A 19,148-nucleotide genomic window follows, 5' to 3' on the forward strand; every position below is an offset into this window, starting at 1 on the left:
GGAATTGTTGAAGCGAAGCGACGTGATGGAGACGCACGACTGAGCCGCGTAAACGCGGAACTCCAACCACGCCACGAGCGCTTTCTCGTGGCGTGGGGACGATGGGCGCTGTTGGCATGTTGTTGCATGAACCACGAGCTCAAGACTCAACAGGGCGCAGCGCTGCCTATCCTTCATTGAACATCCGCAGCGTGGTTGGAGTACCGACTTTAGTCGGCTCAGTCGCAAATCTCCGTCACGTCAATCTCCGGCGGAAGTTCCCAATACGCCGACTAAAGTCGGTACTCCAACCCTGGCACGGATACTCTCCGGCAACTCGGTTGCGCTCACCCCTGCTGGCACTTTTTACCAATCTCGCACCTGTCCCGCGATTGCGTTTCAGAGACCGTCCCTGTCTCCGCCGTTATTGCCTGCGTGACATCGCTTCTGCAACGGCCCTCCGTCCTCGTCCTAAGCTTCCTCAGCGGCGTGGGTCTCTCCGCCGCAGCGACTCCGACCCCGGTGGACTTCATCCGCGACATCCGGCCGATCCTGGAAAAGCACTGCTACGACTGTCACGGACCGGAGAAACAGAAGAGCGGTTATCGTCTGGACCTGAAGCAGATAGCGCTGCACGAAGGCGACAACCACGCACCGAACATCGTGCCGGGTGACAGCGCAGGGAGCCCGCTGTTTCGCTTTATCACGGGGGCGGAGGCCAAGATGTCGATGCCGCCGGTGAAGTCGTCGGTGCCGAAGTTAACCTCAACAGACCTCGACACGCTCAAACGCTGGATCGATGAAGGCGCGAAGTGGCCAGAGGGAGTGGATGTGGCCAAAACGGAAAACCGCATGGACTGGTGGGCCTTCAAGCCGTTGCAACAGCCCACGGCCGTGGATCTCTCCGCCACCAGCGATACGCTGGACACGTTCATCGATCGGGCTCTCTCCGCTAAAGGCCTCTCCCAGGCTCCCTTGGCAGACCGGCGCACCTTGATCCGGCGTCTGTCCTTCGATCTCACCGGGCTGCCGCCTTCACCTGAAGAGGTGACCGCCTTCCTCCAGGATCCGGACCCTGATGCCCGCGCCTACGAGCATCTGGTGGACCGTCTGCTGGCCTCGCCCCGCTACGGCGAACGCTGGGCGCGGCACTGGCTGGACGTGGCGCACTACGGGGAGACGCACGGGTACGACAAGGACAAGCCTCGCAACAACGCGTGGCCGTACCGCGACTACGTGATCCGCTCCTTCAACGAGGACAAGCCGTACGCACGGTTCGCGGAAGAACAGATCGCGGGTGACGTCCTGTTTCCTGGCTCTCGCGACGGCATGGAGGCGCTGGGGTTCATCGCGGCAGGGCCGTGGGATCTCATTGGCCACGCGGAGGTGCCGGAGTCAAAGATCGATGGCAAGATCGCCCGGCACCTGGACCGGGATGACATGGTGCAGAACACCCTGGGCACCTTCATGAGCCTGACGGTGGGTTGTGCGCAGTGCCACAACCACAAGTTCGATCCCATTACGCAGGAGGACTACTACTCTCTCCAGGCGGTGTTTGCCGCGCTGGACCGGGCAGACAAGAAATACTACGCGGATCCCGTGCTGACTCAGAAGCGAGCGGAACTGGAGTTCCAACAGCGGCAGCTGAGCGATCGGCAGAAAAAGCTGGAGAAGAGCCTCCAAGACAAGGCCGGGCCGGAGCTCGCCACACTGGATGCCCGGATCTCCGAGGCACGCAAGGCCACCAAGGGGAATGCGAGCCCGAAGTTTGGTTATCACAGCGCGCTGGCAGCATCCCGTGACGAGGTGAAATGGGTGCAGGTGGACCTGGGGCGCTCCACGGCGGTGGACCGCGTGGTGCTGGCACCTTGCTATGATGACTTCAACGGCATCGGCGCTGGGTTTGGATTCCCGGTGCGGTATCGCGTGGAGATCAGTGATGATCCTGCCTTTGCCGCAGGTCAGGTGACGGCGGCGGCGCATCGCGATGCGGAAGATCAGCCGCGTCCTGGAACGGCCTTGCAGACGCTCAAGCTGGAGAGTGCCAAAGGGCGCTACGTCCGCTTCACCGCCACAAGACTGGCGGAGCGGAAGCAGGACTACATGCTGGCGCTGGCGGAACTCCAGGTGCTGGATGAGCAAGGAAACAACCTCGCCACTGGGGGGGCGATCACCTCACGGGATGTCATTGAGGCACCGCCGCGCTGGGCCAGGGCGAATCTGATCGACGGCGTCGCCCCGGGGTTCGAGCCCGGCAACGATCCGCGGCTGCTGGCGGATCTGGAGGCGCAGCGCAAAGCCCTTCTGGCCAAGCATGCCAAGCCGGAGGAACTGAAGGAGCTGGCAGTGACGCGGGAAAAGGTGGGGGGCATCAACCGGGAACTGGCCGCCATGCCCGCGCCGCAGGTGGTCTATGCCGGGACCGTGCACTACGGGACTGGCACGTTTACCGGGACGGGGCCTTCTGGCGGCAAACCCCGGCCCATTGCTCTGCTGAAGCGCGGGGATGTGAAGACACCGGACAAGCTGATGGCACCGGGCGGCATCGCGGCATTCGATGCTCTGGCGGGCAAGTTCGCCTGTGCCGATGCGGATGACGAAGGAGCCCGGCGGGTGGCTCTGGCGCAATGGATCACGAGCCGGGACAATGCCCTCTTTTGGCGCAGCATGGTGAACCGGGTCTGGCAGTATCACTTTGGCCGCGGTCTGGTGGATACGCCCAATGACTTCGGTCGCATGGGGGGCACGCCCAGCCATCCGGAATTGCTGGACTGGCTGGCGCGCACCTTCCGCGATGACTTGAAGGGTTCTGTGAAATCACTTCACAAGCTCATCGTCATGAGCCGCACCTACCGGCAGCAGAGTGATGCCACGCCGGACGTTGCAGAGCGGGCGACCACGGTGGATGCGGACAACCGGCTGCTCTGGCGGCAGAACCGGCGCAAGCTGGAGGCGGAGGCAGTGCGGGATGCCATCCTCTCCGTGAGCGGACGGCTGGATCTGACGATGGGCGGACCGTCGTTCCAGGACTTCGTGATCGAGAAGCCGGAGCACTCGCCGCACTATCAGTATCATCTGCATGATCCCAATGATCCGCGCAGCCATCGGCGCAGCATCTACCGCTTCATCGTGCGCAGCCAGCAGCAGCCCTTCATGACGGTGCTGGACTGCGCGGATCCCTCCATGCGGGTGGACAAGCGCAACGAGAGTCTTTCTCCGTTGCAGGCGCTGGCCATGCTCAACAACGGGCTGACGGTGGCGATGGCGGAGCACTTCGCTGGGCGGGTGACCAGGGAGGCAAAGGACCCTGATCAACAGGTGAGCCGTGCTTTTGTGCTGGCGCTGGGTCGCGAACCCACCGGCGAGGAGGTGACGGCACTGGTGTCTCACGCGACTCAACATGGCCTGCCCAACACCTGCCGCCTTATCTTGAACCTGAATGAGTTCACGTTCGTGGATTGATCCCTTTATGCAACGCCCATGAAGAAGCCATCGATGTTATCACCAAGAACTCTGAGCCGCCGGGATCTGCTGGCGGCCAGTGGGCAGGGGTTCGGTCTGCTGGCGCTGGGATCGCTCCTGCAGAGTGAGTCGCTTCACGCAAAAGCGTCGGCAGAAGGGCGGGCACCCATGCGTGCCCCGCGGGCGAAGCGGGTGGTGCAGCTCTTCATGGCGGGGGCCGCGAGCCACATCGATCTTTTTGACTACAAGCCCGCGCTCATCAAGCACCACGGCGAAGCCTCGGACTTTGGCGAGCCGGTGGAGGCGTTTCAAAATGGTCTGGGTCCCTGGAAGAAGCCGGTGTGGGACTTCAAGCCCTACGGCGGAAGCGGCAAGATGCTGAGTGAGGCGGTGGCCCCGCTGGGGGCCTGCGTGGATGACATGGCGTTTGTGCACAATCTGGTGGGCAAGACAGGGGTGCACTCGCAGGGCACACTGCTCCAGGCCACGGGATTCAACCTGCCGGGATTTCCCGGCATGGGCTCGTGGGTGAGTTACGGACTGGGATCGCTTAGCGAGAACCTGCCCTCCTTTGTGGTGCTGCCGGATCATCGCGGGTTCGCTTCCAACGGGCCCAAGAACTGGGATGCGGCGTTCCTTCCTTCCCAGCATGCGGGCACCATCATCTATCCCGGTGCCGAGGTGCCCATTGCGGATCTCTATCCGCACAAGTCGGGAACTTATGTCAGCGCCCGGTCCGAGGTGGCGGGGCAGGATCTGTTAAGCCGCTTGAACCGTCAGCATGCGGCGCTGCATGGTGGGGACCCGCGTCTGGACTCCCGCATCCGCAGCTATGAACTGGCGGCGAAGATGCAACTGGCCGCCCCTGAGGCGCTCGATATCTCGGGCGAGCCTACGCGGATCAAGGAAATGTACGGCATCCAGGAGCATCGCAAGGTGTGGCCCACGGAGATCAATCCTGCCGAGGAGGCCGACTGCATGGGGCGCAAGTGTCTCACGGCGCGTCGCCTGCTGGAGCGCGGCGTCCGTTTTGTGCAGATCTGGAGCGGCAACGACAATGGCTTTCCACGACGCAACTGGGACAGCCATGAAGACGTCGAGCGGGATCATGGGCCGCTGGCTTGGGGCATGGCCAAGGCGGTGAGCGCCCTCATCCTGGATCTCAAACAACGTGGCCTGCTGGAGGATACACTGATCCTCTGGACCACCGAGTTTGGCCGTATGCCCTCCACGCAAGGCGGCTCAGGGCGGGATCACAATCCGTACTGTTTCACCAACTGGCTCTGCGGTGGCGGCATTCAGGGCGGCGTGACCTATGGCGAAAGCGATCAATGGGGCTACAAGCCGCTGGACCGGGATCACCCCACGCAGGTGTATGACATCCACGCCACCATGCTGCACCTGCTGGGCATCGATCACGAAAGACTGACCGTCCGCCACAACGGCATCGACCGCCGTCTGACCGACGTGCACGGCCATGTGATCAAGGAAATACTGGGGTGAGGGAGGACGGCTTATTTAAACCACAGAGGCACAGAGAACACAGAGGGAATGCAACTGAGGTTTAGACAGAATTAACAGAATTAACGGAATTAGGGTTCAGCTTCTGATTGGCGGAGCTGAACTCAAAAACCAATTTTGTAAATTTTGTTAATTCTGTCTAAAAAATCATTCCCTCTGTGTTCTCTGTGCCTCTGTGGTTAAACAGAATGGCCCTCTTGCCCGCCTACGCCGCCTTCTTCTCCTGCTGCACGTACTTGAGCAGCTTGGCGAGGGTCTCGCGCATGACGGGGCGCTGAACGATCATGTCCACGAGGCCGTGTTCCATCATGAACTCGGCGGTCTGGAAGCCGGGCGGGAGGTCGCTGTGGGTGGTTTCCTTGACCACGCGCGGACCGGCGAAGCCGATCATGCACTTGGGTTCGGCCAGGATAAGGTCGCCCACGGTGGCGAAGCTGGCGGTCACGCCCCCGGTGGTGGGGTGGGTGAGTACGGAGATGTAGGGCAGTTTGGCCTCGCCATGGCGGGCCAGGGCACCGCAGGTCTTGGCCATCTGCATGAGGCTGAGAATGCCCTCATGCATACGGGCACCGCCGGAGGCGCTGAAGATGATGACGGAGCACTTCTCGCGGGTGGCAGTCTCGATGGCACGGGTGATCTTTTCCCCCACCACGCTGCCCATGCTGGCACCGAGGAAGCGGAAGTCCATGATGGCCAGCACCACGGGGGTGCCTTCGATCTTGGCCCGGCCGGTGACGACGGCCTCCTTGAGACCGGTCTTGACCTGGTAGGCCTTCACTTTGGCGAGGTAGTCCTTGAAACCAAGGGCGTTGACGGAGTCGAGGTTGGCGTCGATTTCTTCGAACGTGCCGTCATCGACGAGTGCAGCGATGCGCTCCCCTGAGCTCATCGTGAAATGATGGCCGCAATGCGTGCAGACCCGGAGATTCTTGGCCAGGGCGGATTCGTAGAGGCTCTCTCCGCAGGAAGGGCACTTCACCCACAATCCCTCAGGCATGTCCTTCTTCTTCTCACCGAGGTCACTGACTGAGCGTTTGCTGAAAAGTCCCATGTAGTTAGAGTTTGGCGTTGGAGGGGCAGCTTAGCAGGGGATGGGGGAAACCGCAACCCCTGGTCACAAAGCGACAGGGAGGCTAGGCACCGGAGCGCCTGCCTCCCTGAGGGGAATTCTGGAGAATTGACCGGCAACTAGGCCAGCGAGAGCTGGGTCGCGGAGACTCCGGCGGCCTCGGCAATGGCTTGATCGGTGGCGGCGGCGAGAACTTCCAAGCCCTCCTCCAGCGCTTCCTGCGGGATGGAGAGGGGCGGGGAAATCTTGACCGTCTGCCCCCAGGCACCCACCGGGGCGAAGAGGAGCAGGCCGCGCTGGTAGCACAGCTCGATGATGCGGTGGGCCAGATCGTGATCCGGCTCCGAGGTGCCAGGTTTCACAGTCTGCATGCCAGCGACCAGCCCCTTGGCCGAGACGTGACCGACCACGAGCGGGTGCTTGGCCTTGATCTTCTCCAGCCCAAAGAGGAGGACGGGCTCCAGTTCGGCGGCATTTTCCGTGAGGTGGTCACGCAGGAGCTTGTTGATCGCGGCGGTGGCGGCGGCGCAGCACACTGGGTTGCCGGTGTGGGTGCTGGTCATCGAGCCAGGGCCAAACTGGTCCATGATCTCGCTCTTACCCAGGACGGCCGAGAGGGGGAGGGAGCTGCTGATGCCCTTGCCGCAGCAGATGATGTCTGGAGTGACGCCGTAGTGCTCGAACGCCCAGAATTTGCCCGTGCGACCGAATCCGGCCTGCACTTCGTCGAAGGTGAGCACGATCTGATGCTGGCGGCACCAGGCGGCGAGCTCGGCCACGTACTCCACCGGGGCGAAGTCAGGGCCTACGCCCTGATAGGTCTCCATAATGACGCCGGCGATGTCTGAGGGCTTCATCCCCTGCTTGGCGAGCGAGTCGAGGAAGCAGTCAAATGACACATCCTGCTGCCAGTAGCCATCGGGGAAGGGGACATTGATGATGGCGGGATCTTCATTGACGATCCAGTTCTTCTGCCCGGCCATGCCGCCTGCCTGCTGGGAGCCCATGGTGCGACCGTGGAAGCCGCGTTCAAAGCCGACGATGCCGATCTTGCCGCGACCGCCGACCTTGATGCCGTGAGCGCGCGAGAGTTTGATGGCGCACTCGGTGGCTTCTGAGCCGGTGGTGAGAAGGAAAACCTTGTTGAGCTCCGCCGGGGCAAGTGAGGCAAGGAGGCCCACCAGTTCGGCACGTTCTTCGCTAGGGAAAACGTAGTTATGAAGCAGCCCGCTGTTCACCTGGTCAATGATGGCCTGCCGCACCTCTGCCACGCCGTGGCCGGCATTCGTCACGAGCACGCCGCTGCTCCAGTCGAGCCAGCGGTTGCCGTATTTATCATAGACAAAAATGTCTTCGGCCCGCTCCCAGACGATGGGCGGCATGCCGCGCATCGACGTGGGTTCCAGCGTTCGCAATCGCTCCAGGGTGGACAAGGAGTCCGGATGGGGCAAAGCGGTGGCGATGTGACGGTACTTGGTCGCGACTGGCGGGACGTTGACTGGTGAAATATTGAACTCTTTGCCCATGTAAAGAAGCTATCACCTCGGCATTGCACCCTCCACGCCGTGTGTCATGATTTCCGGTACTTTTGTCACAGATGAAGCCTGCCAACCAAGTCAGAAAACCGATCCGGGAAACCGTCCCGTTGTCTGAACATGAGTCATTTCACTGCGAAGAAGTGCAGGGGCCAAATTACGGCGCCCAATGGCATTTTCATCCGGAACATCAACTGACGCTCGTGCTGAAGAGCCGTGGTTACAGGGTTGTAGGCGACAGCCTGGCTCCCTTGACCGCCGGTGATCTCGTCCTGGTCGGGTCAAATTTGCCCCACGTCTGGCATCAAGATGAGAGTGCTGGCCGTTCCCGAAAAGCGGTTCATGCCATCATCATCCGCTTTCTGGACAACTTCATGGGCGATGACTTTTTGCAAAGACCGGAGCTCGAAAACGTCCGTCAGCTGCTCAAACGGGCGAGTCGCGGACTGCATTTCACCGGAAAAACCCGGAACGAGGTGGCGGAGCGTTTGCGCCGTCTGGCGGACAATCAGGGCCTGCCCCGTGTGATTGAGCTGTTGAGCATTCTGGACCTGCTGTCCCACTCGAAGGACGTGAAGTCCCTGGCCAGCCCGCAGTATGCGCCAGAACTCAAGGGATCTGACCAGGGGAGGATGGAGCGGGCGATCCGCTACATTCATGGGAATCTCCTGGAGACGGTGGACCGCGACGAAGCCGCCGCTCACGCCAGCCTCAGCCCCGGGGCCTTCAGCCGGTTCTTCCGCACCCGCACTGGCAAGACCCTGCCGCAGTATGTGAATGAGTTGCGCATTGGACGCGCCTGCTCCCGCCTGGTGGAGGAGGATATCAAGATTGCAGATCTCGCCCTGGATTGCGGGTTTGGGAATCTGGCGAATTTCAACCGCCAATTCCAGCGCGTGATGGGGATGACGCCGAAGGCGTACCGGCGGGAGTTCCAGAGGAATGCTGTTTTGTAGGAAGTAAAAAGTTGAGAGTAAAAAGTGAAAAGTGGGGGGCGCTTCGGGGTACGGGCGGTCAGTAAAGGGAGTGAGGGACATTCTTGTCCCGGTCCCTGCCAGATGTCCCATGCGGAGCGCTTGCTATTGGCTGCACATGGGATTGCTGTAGGGCGGGCGCTCCGCCTGCCACAAATGTCTCCTGATGAGGCAACCGAAGCGGTCGCCCTACAACCCAAGGGGGTTGGGGCAGGAAGGGGAAATGGGTGTCTGAGGGCGAGGCAGCTGATGGGAGGCCTGGGAGGGAGATCCTCTGTCAGCAGGCGAAAGCGGCGTCGAGCCGCCAGCACTCCAAGACGCTTCGCGACAACGGATGTGCTGGGTGGGGTTGGGCGTCCTGCGCGGGAGAGAATTACTGACGCACTGACGTACCGCCCACTGACGCACTGGTTTACGGAGTCACCGGCTTCACCAAAATCTCCGTCTTCACGGAGTTGGCGATGTAGCACTGCTCGTGAGCCTCGTGATGGAGGTGGTCTTCCTCTTCGGGTGACGGGGCGTTGGGGCCGTACTGGATGCGGACGTTCAGGGTGATGTGGCTGACCCAGGGGACCCCAGTGTCGTTCTTGGTCATGACGCCGACGGCTTCATCTTGATAGCGCTCAACCTGGAAGCCTTTTCGCCCCGCGAGGAAGAGATAGGTCAGCATGTGGCAGCTGGAGATGGCGGCGACAAAGGCTTCCTCCGGGTCCACGCAGTCGGGATTGGAGAACGGCGGGCGCACCACGGAAGGCGAGGGTGAGGCCGGGACGGTGACGCCGCCGTCGAATTTCCAGGTGTGCTCCCGCGAATAGCGTCCCTTGGTGAACTCTCCCTCGGCACTGGTGTTTTCCCACAGGATGAAGGCTTTGTGTTCGGACATGGGCGGAGGGCGTGTGGGAGAGGGTTGTGCTGGAGCCAGGAGGAACGTGTGGTAGGATTGATCCTCAATATGTCTGGTCCATTGGTTACGGATTCGACCTCCGATATGGCGATGCCAATTTCGGGGCGTGTCGGGTGTGATGGAGGCTTGGCGATAATTATGCGCCCAGTTCCTCGTCGGTGCACTGGAGCCGACCTCCTTGCAGCTTGGAAGCGGATGCTCCATCTTGATGCGGCTGAGGCTGAATTGTTCGAGGCAGAACTGGCCTCGGCACGGAAAAACCTGCGGTTGCTATAGGCTGACTTCGTGGACTGATCGCGACTAAGGGGCACCTCCTGCTCGGTAGATCGCTTGACTAGAGGGCGTTTCCGAACCCGAAGGGTTCATCATGCGTAGCCACGGGTTAGGCGAGTTTAGCGAGCCAAACCCGTGGAAAGCGTCAACGCCGTGCTACCGCAGAGCGGTAGGCCTTGGGCGGGGGTGCCTGCTTGGGAGGTATGACCGCCGTGATGGCCTACCGCTCCGCGGTAGGGTTTCTGCGCAACGTTTTCCATGGGTTGCACTCGCTCCGCTCGTTTCACCGCATGGCTATTCATGGTGAACCCTCCGGGTTCGAGTGCGCGGGGGGGGGCACCTCGCAGCGGGAGGTTCGTTAGCGGTCTGTTGGTTTGAGTCGGGACTCCGCAAGTGAGCCCGTTGACGCCAAAGGCGTCAGGAGCCCACTTCGCGCCCCTTCGGCGAGCCCCTGTCATGCGGGACAGGGCTCGCCAATGCTGGAGGCTTGTCCTCCCCATTACTTCTTCGTCACCTTCTTCTGCTCCTTCACGAACTTCTCGGGTTGGCCTTCGATGAAGTCGATGACCTGGCCCTGGTCGCGGAGGCGTTCCTGGAGGTTCTCGATGATGAGGTCCTGCACGGTCTTGTTCCAGAGTGCGGCGCGGGCGGCGGCGACTCCGGCGGCATGGCCGGTCTTCATCCAGGTGCTTTCCAGGCGGTAAGTGCAGAAGGCCACATGGGAGAAGCTGGCGGCGCCGGGAACGAGGAGGTTGGTGCATTCCTCGGCCTTGGGCTGGATGGCGCGGAAGGGAATCTGATACACCTGACCCTCCTCCCAGATGCGGCCTTCGTTCACGAACTCCGTGGGGGAGAGGGCGAGGCGCTGCACATGGTGGCTGTCGATGAAGTGGCTGCCCATGGCGATGCTGTCGGGCTTGCGGCGGTCCTCGGTGATGTCCTTCTGCGTCACCACATAGAGACCTTTCATACGGCGGGCCTCGCGGACATAAGGCTGGTAGGGCCAGTTGTCGTTGTTGGTGAACTCGTCCTTGGCCAGGCCCCACTGCTTGGTCTCGGTGCGCAGTGATTCCGGCACAGTCTCATCGGTGGCGAGGAAGTGGAACATGCCCAGGGTGTAGTCCGTGTGGTCGGCGATGATCCGGTCCCGTGTGGCGTAGTCGCCATCCGGGTAGTCGAACTGCCCGCCGAAATGGCCCACGGAAATAACGGCGGCCTGCTTGTTGTTGACCTCCTTCTTGTCCTTGCGACCGGGGGCGTGGGAGTAGAGGTCGATGATGTCGAGGAGCTTCACCGGTTCATTGGCGGCGGTCTTTTCCTTGATCCAGTTTTCCAGCACCTTGTAGCGGGCGCGGTCATAGCGCTTGGGCTGGGGGAAGGGCACGCTCTTTTCCGGGGCGTTGGAGAGGCAGAGGCGCCAGTTGTAGTTCATCACCTTTTTGTCGGCGGCACCTTCCGTCACGTCCTTGGCCCAGCCGCTGATGCCGGGGAGCAGGTTGCCGTTCTCATCCACCGTCGCGGCCTTGCGCGGTGTCTTGTCCAGACGGATGCCGGCGAGGGACTCGCCATACTCTTCGATCGACTCACGGCCCCAGGTGTAGCTCACGCCGCTGCGGGCCATGAGATCGCCTTCATACCCGGCGTCCACAAAAGTCTTGGCGGTGATCTTGGAGCCATCGCTGAGGGTGATGCTCTTGATGGTGGCGCCTTCTTTCTCCACCTTCTCCACTCGCACGCCGTACTTCACCTCCACCTTGGCCTCATCCAGCATGGCGTGGAAGACCTTGGCGGCGACTTTGGATTCAAAGTAGTACACCGGGTTCCAGCGGCCGTATTCCCAGCCCATGCGCTGATAGGCCTCCTGGGCCACGCCGCCGAAGGTCCACTTCAGCATGTGTTCGGTTTCGGCGGTGTTCAGCCCGCTGGTATTGAGGCCGCCCACCTCCTTGGTGGGCTCGATGAGCAGGGTCTTAGCCCCTTCGCGAGCGGCCGCCACGGAGGCCGCGACCCCACAGGGAACGCCGCTGTAAACCACGACGTCATAGGCCGGGGCATCTGCAGGTAGGGCCGCGACGGCGGGCGGGGTGGCAGTGGGTTCCTGGGCCAGGCCTGGGTGCAAGGCGGTGGCGGCAAACAGTGCGGCGACAAAGAAGCGGCGGTGCATCGTGTGAGGAAGGGAGGGAGGGTGAGGATCGCCAGCGAGGGGCCGGCAGTGGAATAAGTCAGGACCAGGGAGGATTGGACATGAGGATTTTTGGGCGGGGGTGGATAACGAAACTACTCCGAAGGAGTTGAGGCGGCCGGGTCTGGGCGTTGGCCCTTGCGGCGACTGAGCGGATGGGGACCATCGGACGACGCCTGTGGCGGGGCCTCGGGAGTAGTCCGACGGTCCCCGGCGGGTGGTGAGCAGAGGGGTTGAGCGGGGAATGCGGTGAGTGTGCCGATCGTATGGTGCGTCAGTCGCGGGATATCTGCTGCAGACGCTTCAGTTAGTGCCTCCTCACGTCGACAACCACGCCCGGTGTTGGGGGGTGGTTCGGCAGAGGGAACGACGCCATTGCCAATGGGAGATCGGGCAGGCTGAGGCGTGTGGCGAGGCTCTGTTTGTTGTTCAAACTTTAGTTTGCTCAGTTATTCAATCGAGGACTGAGCAAACTAAAGTTTGAACTACAAACAGTATCCAATAGCGCCCCCAAACCGTGCGGGAGCTCAAGTCTTGCGTCTTCTGTCTTCTAGTCTTCTGTCTCCCGCAACGCGGGCTACACCGCCCGGTCATAAAGCTTCTCGAACACCTTTTCCGGACCTTCGGCGGCGCGCATGGGATCGACGATGGTGATGCCATCTGGGCCAAAGCGGGCGGTCACCGGGGCACCGTTGCCTTCGTTGAGGTACTTGAAGTTAAGGTCGCGAACCACGGCGGCGGCGTGCACAATCGCGGTGGTGATGCGGGCGTCTTCAGCGGTGGGGTAGATGGAGGCCACGTCATCCAGGGTGGATCCGTGGAACTTCACACGGCAGATGGCAGCGAGGCCGACGGTGAGGCTGTCCACGCCGTAGCCCAGGTAGCCGCTGGTGCCATCGGGGCGGGCTACTTCGCGGGTAAAGTGGTTGTTGCTGGTGCGGGAGCCGCCGCCAGCGTTCCAGAAGCGGAAGCCGCGGTACTGCTGATCGCTTTCCACCTTGCCATCGGCGCCGACGATCTCGTGGCCCTGGTTCACGGGCGCTTCGAAGTCGGCGGGCGTGATCCAGTTGTTGTGGAAGTTGATGCTCATGCCGTTCTCGAACTCCACGCGCACCTGCACGGCGTCGTAGGCATTGATGCCATCGCGCACAAGGCGCTTCTTCTGGCCGACGGCGGAGAGGGAGACGGGCTTGCTGCGGTAGTAGCTGTAGATCAGGTCCGTCCAGTGCGGGCCCACGTAGCTGAAGGGATCGCTGCTTTCCACCCACTTGAAGGTGCTGGTGCTGACCTCCAGCGGCTCTTCCAGATAAGCGGTGCCGTAGAGCGGAGCGCCGATGCGATTCTGAATGTCGTTCTTGATGCGCAGGTGGTCGGGATCGTAGCGCTTGTGCATGTCCACCGCGACCACGCAGTTCTTTTCCCGGGCGAGATCGATGATCTGATCCGCCTCATGAATGCTCAAGCACATGGGCTTCTCCGTCATCACGTGCACGCCCTTGGCCAGGGCGGCGAGGATGGGCTCAGTGTGGAGATGGTCCGGCGTGGCCACGGCCATCACGTCCAGATCCGGGAAGTCGCGCAGGATGTCATCCCACGGGGCTTCACCGTGATAAGCCTTGGGTTCGCGTCCGGTCATTTCCTTGAAACTGGCCGCAGCCTTGGCGGCGGAGCCGGGCGAGCGGGTGGCCACGGCCACGAGGTCAAAACGGATGAGGGCAAAGTCGCGGCTCCACGCATCCAGTCCCACGCGGGCGAGCTGGCCGGCGATGCCAAAGCGCTGGAGATCGGCATAGGCACGGGCATGCACGTCACCGCCGAACATGCCGGCGCCGACCAGGGCGATCTTGATGGTAGTTTCCATGAACGTGAGGGAAATGCGGATGGGGAAAGGATGCGACCCAGGAGGGGGACGGTGCGGCATCTTCGATGAACTTGTGGCGGATTGCTCCTCGTTTCCTCCCGACTTCAGATACAATTGTACCAGCCCGTTGTCATCCGGGCTCTTCGGCAAAACCGCGTTCCGGGGGAAATCTGCACGACTTTTTTCATTAGGCCGGGTTTTACCCGCCATGGCCCAGTCGGGCCGCGTTCACCCTCCCTGCCACCTCCATGCACCTCGTCACCTCGCGCACCCTTGCCACCCGTCGGCGTATCCTGGCCCAGCTTGCTGCCGGGGGCGCATTCTCCACCGTGAGCGGCCTCTTCGCGGAGGCGCTGACGGTCACCGCCAAGCTGACGGAGGGGCCCTACTACCCGGCCAACACCCCGTTCAACAACATCCCTCTGGACAAGGACAACGACCTCGTCCTGCTCAACGACAGTCTGACACCCGCGACGGGTCTGGTCACCCATGTGGCAGGGCGGGTGCTGGATCGCAACGGCAACGCGGTGCGCGGGGCCCTGGTGGAGATCTGGCATGCGGATCACCATGGCGAGTACATCCAGAGCACGACGGCGGTGCGCAATCCCAAGTCCGACCCGAATTTCGCGGGCTTTGGCCAGTACCTCACCGGCAAGGACGGTGCCTACCGCTTCCGCACCATCAAGGCCGGGCTCTATCGCGGGCGCACGCGGCACATTCATGCGGCGGTGACGCTGCCCGGCGAGAAGATCCGTACCTGCACGCAGCTCTTCTGGGATGAGCCTTCCTATGATCTGAATGGGAAGCTCTGGGCCCAGCAGAATGACAACGACGGCGTGCTGGGCGGGGTGCGCGATGCCTCACAACGGGCGGCACTGATCCGGAAGTTCAGCAAGGTGGCCGGAGCGGCGGGGGACGAGGAAAGCACGGTATGGGACATCGTCATGGGCAGTGCGGCCATGGAGCCGTCCTATCCCAACACCCCCGGTGGTGAACTCATTGTTCCCGGTGAAGCCGTGGGTTCGGATTCAGGTTCGGCGAAATCACGCTGGAAGATCGCCGTGCCCGCCTATCCCGGATATGCCTATGAGGTCTATGCCAACCCCACGCACGGCACGCCGGGTTATGCGGCCCTGCCCTTTGCCCTCACGGCGGAAGGCAAGGTGGACCGCAACATCACCGTGGCGGAGAAGGAGGGGACGCTGACGCTCTATGTGGACAAGCCCTCGGTGAAGGGGGCGTATCTCGTAGGGTATCGAGTTCCCGGAGCCAACCTCGGCACGCCATCCGGCCGTGGCATGGGGCCCGGGGGTGGCAGACGGCCTGGTCAGGGGCAAGGACCGGGGCCGCAGGGGGAGGGCGCCGGGCGTCCGGGTGGAGAGGTCGGGGAGTTGTTGTTTGGGAATGGGCCTTTTTAGGGGCACAAGACGCAAGGGCGCACGCGCAGGATTGCTGTTGGAAGCTGTTATAAGTTCAAACTTTAGTTTGCCTCAGTTGTTCCATGGAGGACTGAGCGGGCTGAAGCCTCAGTACGCTTTATTCCAGATGCACTGAGGCAAACTAAAGTTTGAACTACGAACAATCTCCCGCTGCCGAATTAACCAAGCACCAAGCACTAAGCACTAAGCACCAAGCACTAAGCACTAAGCACTAAGCACTAAGAACCAACAAACCCTTCCCCCCCTATTTCACCTCGAACGTCCTGCCATCCACGAGGCGTTCGTCTTGGAACAACTCGACCTTGAACTTGCCCTTGGGCAGGCCGTTTTTGGCTTTGAGGGTGGTGCTGATGGATTGATGAATCGTGGAGGGGATGGTGGCGGTGGCGATGACCTGATCCTTGGCGGAGCCGGCCTCGATGGCGGTCCAGACGAAGCGGATGCCTTTCACCATGGTGGGCTGTTTGAGCTCCCAGCCGGCGTGCAGCACCTTGTCCTGCGGGGTGAAGGCGCTCACGGTGGTTCCGGGGCCCCCGCGGCCGTCGTCTGAGGAGAGCTTGAAGGAGGTGGTCTCCACCGTCTGGGTGAGGGCGGGGCCGTTCTTGATGGTGAACTTCTCCCGGGACACTTCGCGGCCGTTCATGAGCAGCACGGCTTCATGCGTGCCGGCAGGCCAGCCGCCGTTGGGGATAAAGGAAAAACGGAAGGGGCAGCCGGTCTTGTTCTCCTTCAGCGTGATGCTGCGGGTTCCCTCCGAGTCGGTCATGCCGCCCAGCACCCAGCCCACTTCGATCCAGGTGCCCAGGCCAAGGTCGGCGATGCCGCTGAAGACCACCTTGTCCTTCGTGTCGAACTCCCGGGTCACGTCCACGGGCTGATTCTTGTCATCCAGCCCTTTTGAAAGCGTGACGGACTTCAGCTCACTGACGATGGCATCCTTGGGCGGGCTTACGCGGAAGGGGAAGGTGCCCAGAGGCTGGCCGTCCAGGGTGACCACGGCGCTGTAGCAGTCACCCACCGGCAGAGGTTGGTCGTGCGTGAGGTTGAAGCCTGCGAATGTGTTCTGCCCGGCGGAGAGCAGGATGCCCTTGTTCACCGCGGCCACATCCACCTCGGCCTCGGCAATGACGTTGTCACGAAAGAGGAACTGTGTGGCCACCTTGCCTGTCTTTGGCCGGCCCTTGAGCTCTACAGAGAGGTAGATCGTCTCGTCCGGGTAGAAGGCTTCCGCCTTGTCTTTGGGAGCTTGTGAATCCAGGAGCCCATGGCAAAACGTAGCTGATTTGAATGGAGACTCATCCCCAGAGGCAGCACCGGCGGCTCCCCACATCAATATTGCGGCAAGGACGGGCAAAAAGCTGCCATGGAGATTTTTCATGATCCGTTGTAATCACAAATTCGGCCTGCTGACAACTGACAAAGGCTTGTCCAAGTGCCGGGCGCGATTCGGCCCTGGAAATGCTAAGACCCACTGAATGAATCTCACGGAAGAACCATCCCCACCCCAGCCTCGTGTCGTCATCATCGGGGGTGGTTTTGGCGGGCTTGCCGCCGCCAAGGCCCTGGACAAGGCTCCGGTGAAAGTGACGCTGCTGGACCGGACGAACCACCACCTCTTTCAGCCACTGCTTTATCAAGTTGCCACGGCGGCACTCTCCCCGGCCAACATTGCCCAGCCCGTGCGCTCCATCCTGCATCACGCCAAGAACACGGAGACCATCATGGCCGATGTGACCAACATCGACGTCAGGCAGAAGGTGGTCACCGCCGGTGGGCAAAAGTTCCCCTTTGACTACCTGATCGTCGCCACCGGGGCACGGCACTCCTACTTTGGCCACCCGGAGTGGGAGGCCTCCGCGCCTGGGCTGAAGACGCTGGACGATGCCCTGAACATCCGCCGTCGTCTGCTACTGGCCTTTGAGCTGGCTGAGGCGACCACGGATGCCGTCGAGCGGGAAAAGCTCCTCACCTTTGTGGTGGTGGGCGCTGGTCCCACCGGGGTGGAAATGGCGGGCGCGATCAGTGAGATCGCCCGTGAGACGATGGTGCGTGACTTCCGCCACATCGATCCCCGCGAGGCCAAGGTGATCCTGCTGGATGCGGCAGACCGGGTGCTGCCCGTGTTTGACCCAACGCTCTCAGGCAAGGCCCTGGCCCAACTGCGTGATCTGGGTGTGGAAGTGAAGCTGGGCGTGGCGGTCCAGGGGCTGGATGAAAACGGCGTCACCATCCCTGGAGGCTATATTCCCTCCCGCACGGTGATCTGGGCGGCGGGAAATGCGGCGTCTCCGCTCGTGAAGCAGCTCCCGGGTGAATTCGACCGTAGTGGTCGCGTCATCGTACAACCGGAGTTGAACCTGAAGGAACAAGCAAACATATATGTCATCGGCGATACCGCCCACTGCTTGGGCAAGGACGGCAAGCCCCTGCCCGGGGTGTCCCCCGTAGCCATGCAGCAGGGGAAGCTGGCGGCGGCCAACATCCTGGCCCAAATCGCCGGACAACCGCTCAAGCCCTTCAAGTATTGGGACCGGGGCAGCATGGCGACCATCGGTCGGCATCGTGCGGTGGCAGATCTGCATTTTGTGAAGTTCAGCGGCTGGGTGGCGTGGATGGCTTGGGTCTTTGTTCACCTGATCTTCCTCATCGGGCTGCGGAGTCGCGTCTCGGTCTTCCTGATTTGGGTGTGGTCCTACTTCACCCGCTACCAGGGGGCGCGGCTTATCACGGGGCAAAAGGGAGGCGACGCCAATTCCTGAGGTGATGGGGCAGCTGGAGCGGAGGAGCCCACACCTCTGCACTCGTTCCTGGAGCGGCAGGCGTAGTTCTTTATAGTAAAAGAACTCCTGCCTCCTGCATGCCTTCCCTTTCTGACCTGCCGTTTTCTGTTCTCGATCTCTCACCAGTCCTCCAGGGAGGCACGGTGGCGGAAGCTCTGGGCCGCAGTGCGGACCTGGCCCGCCATGTGGAGGGCTGGGGCTTCCAGCGCTACTGGCTGGCAGAACACCACAACATGCCTGGCATCGCGTCCGCAGCCACGGCAGTCGTGATCGGCCATGTGGCGGCTGCCACCAAGACCATCCGCGTGGGTGCCGGTGGCATCATGCTGGCCAATCATGCCCCGCTGGTGATTGCCGAGCAGTTTGGCACTTTGGACGCGCTTTTTCCGGGCCGGATCGACTTGGGGCTGGGCCGTGCGCCGGGCACGGATCAGGTGACGATGCGGGCTCTGCGGCAGAACCACGGCAGCCATGGCGAGGACTTCCCGCAGGAGTTGGAGGTGCTGCGCAGCTTCCTGCGCCCGGTGCTGCCGGGACAGAAGGTGCGGGCTGTACCGGGAGCGGGCTCGCACATACCCCTGTGGCTGCTAGGCTCAGGCGGCTTCAGTGCCCAGCTCGCCGGGCAGCAGGGGTTGCCCTTTGGATCCGCCGGCCATTTCTCCCCGGACAACGTCCTGCCGGGGCTGGAGATCTACCGGAGCCACTTCCGACCTTCGGGCACGCTCGAAAAGCCCTACGCCCTGGTGTGTGTGAACGTCTTTGCCGCCGAGACGGTGGCGGAGGCCGAGCGACTGGCCACTTCCCAGTACCAGGCGCACTTGCATCTGGCCCGCGGCATGCCCATGCCACTGCCGCCCCCGCTGGAGAATCGTGAGGAGGTGGATCTCGTGATGGGTACGCTGGACAGCAATCCCTTCCTGCGCGGCTCCATCATCGGCGATGCGACCACGGTGAAGGAAAAGCTCATCGAGTATGCGGAGGTCACTCAGGCGGACGAGATCATGGTGCACTCTATGATCTTCAGCCATGAGGCACGTCTGCGGTCCTACGAGATCGTGCACAGGGTCCGCCAGTCTCTGTGATGGCTCAGAGATGGGGCGGTCTCTCGCACAGGAGAGTTTTTGCGAAAAGGATAGTGCCGCATTGGAGACCCCCTCCAATGCGGCACT

Annotated in this window: 12 protein-coding genes; 6 read left to right on the forward strand and 6 right to left on the reverse strand. The window is 62.0% G+C overall.

The genetic code is table 11. The features are described 5' to 3' along the window. The first annotated feature begins 414 nt into the window (after positions 1 to 414). Together VSP_RS01470 and VSP_RS01475 are read left to right on the forward strand one after the other, a co-directional pair. The gene (locus tag VSP_RS01470; RefSeq protein WP_198141291.1) at positions 415 to 3,441 is read left to right on the forward strand and encodes a DUF1553 domain-containing protein; all 3,027 of its coding nucleotides are present in this window, start codon (positions 415 to 417) and stop codon (positions 3,439 to 3,441) included. 18 nt (positions 3,442 to 3,459) lie between these two features. Next, a complete protein-coding gene (locus VSP_RS01475) occupies positions 3,460 to 4,944 on the forward strand; it encodes a DUF1501 domain-containing protein (RefSeq protein ID WP_009958243.1) in 1,485 nt (494 codons plus the stop codon). A gap of 223 nt (positions 4,945 to 5,167) precedes the next feature. On the opposite strand, the gene accD is transcribed toward VSP_RS01475, so the two are convergent. Both accD and VSP_RS01485 read right to left on the reverse strand, forming a co-directional pair. Continuing rightward, positions 5,168 to 6,013 carry an acetyl-CoA carboxylase, carboxyltransferase subunit beta gene (accD, locus tag VSP_RS01480; RefSeq protein ID WP_009958245.1) on the reverse strand — a complete coding sequence of 282 codons (846 nt, stop codon included), beginning with the start codon at positions 6,011 to 6,013 and terminating at the stop codon, positions 5,168 to 5,170. A 137-nt stretch (positions 6,014 to 6,150) separates the two neighbouring features. After that, on the reverse strand, positions 6,151 to 7,557 hold the full coding sequence (locus VSP_RS01485) for an aspartate aminotransferase family protein (RefSeq protein ID WP_009958246.1): 1,407 nt from the start codon (positions 7,555 to 7,557) through the stop codon (positions 6,151 to 6,153). A 212-nt stretch (positions 7,558 to 7,769) separates the two neighbouring features. Here VSP_RS01485 and VSP_RS01490 point away from each other — a divergent pair, with 212 nt between their 5' ends. Then, entirely contained in the window at positions 7,770 to 8,522 is a 753-nt protein-coding gene (locus tag VSP_RS01490) for an AraC family transcriptional regulator (RefSeq protein WP_198141292.1), read from the forward strand. Positions 8,523 to 8,952: 430 nt separating this feature from the next. Here the strand turns inward: VSP_RS01490 and VSP_RS01495 are convergent, their stop codons facing one another. The 3 genes from VSP_RS01495 to VSP_RS01505 form a co-directional block, all read right to left on the reverse strand. Then, positions 8,953 to 9,423, reverse strand: coding sequence for an OsmC family protein (locus tag VSP_RS01495; RefSeq protein ID WP_009958248.1), 471 nt, complete (start codon positions 9,421 to 9,423; stop codon positions 8,953 to 8,955). 793 nt (positions 9,424 to 10,216) lie between these two features. Further along, positions 10,217 to 11,881: an FAD-dependent oxidoreductase gene (locus tag VSP_RS01500; RefSeq protein ID WP_009958249.1), complete on the reverse strand. Its 1,665-nt coding sequence runs from the start codon at positions 11,879 to 11,881 to the stop codon at positions 10,217 to 10,219. 595 nt (positions 11,882 to 12,476) lie between these two features. Beyond that, positions 12,477 to 13,760: a Gfo/Idh/MocA family protein gene (locus VSP_RS01505; protein WP_157210680.1), complete on the reverse strand. Its 1,284-nt coding sequence runs from the start codon at positions 13,758 to 13,760 to the stop codon at positions 12,477 to 12,479. A 248-nt stretch (positions 13,761 to 14,008) separates the two neighbouring features. Between VSP_RS01505 and VSP_RS38760 the strand changes: the two genes are divergently transcribed. Next, positions 14,009 to 15,178 (forward strand): dioxygenase family protein, encoded by a 1,170-nt coding sequence (locus VSP_RS38760; RefSeq protein WP_009958254.1) that lies wholly within the window; start codon positions 14,009 to 14,011, stop codon positions 15,176 to 15,178. A gap of 265 nt (positions 15,179 to 15,443) precedes the next feature. On the opposite strand, the gene VSP_RS01515 is transcribed toward VSP_RS38760, so the two are convergent. Then, positions 15,444 to 16,577 carry a hypothetical protein gene (locus VSP_RS01515; RefSeq protein ID WP_157210681.1) on the reverse strand — a complete coding sequence of 378 codons (1,134 nt, stop codon included), beginning with the start codon at positions 16,575 to 16,577 and terminating at the stop codon, positions 15,444 to 15,446. 97 nt (positions 16,578 to 16,674) lie between these two features. Here VSP_RS01515 and VSP_RS01520 point away from each other — a divergent pair, with 97 nt between their 5' ends. Next, positions 16,675 to 17,958 carry an NAD(P)/FAD-dependent oxidoreductase gene (locus VSP_RS01520; protein WP_009958256.1) on the forward strand — a complete coding sequence of 428 codons (1,284 nt, stop codon included), beginning with the start codon at positions 16,675 to 16,677 and terminating at the stop codon, positions 17,956 to 17,958. 98 nt (positions 17,959 to 18,056) lie between these two features. Continuing rightward, entirely contained in the window at positions 18,057 to 19,061 is a 1,005-nt protein-coding gene (locus VSP_RS01525) for an LLM class flavin-dependent oxidoreductase (protein ID WP_009958257.1), read from the forward strand. Positions 19,062 to 19,148: the final 87 nt, after the last annotated feature.

This window comes from Verrucomicrobium spinosum DSM 4136 = JCM 18804, from assembly GCF_000172155.1.
Taxonomy (GTDB): Bacteria; Verrucomicrobiota; Verrucomicrobiia; order Verrucomicrobiales; family Verrucomicrobiaceae; genus Verrucomicrobium; species Verrucomicrobium spinosum.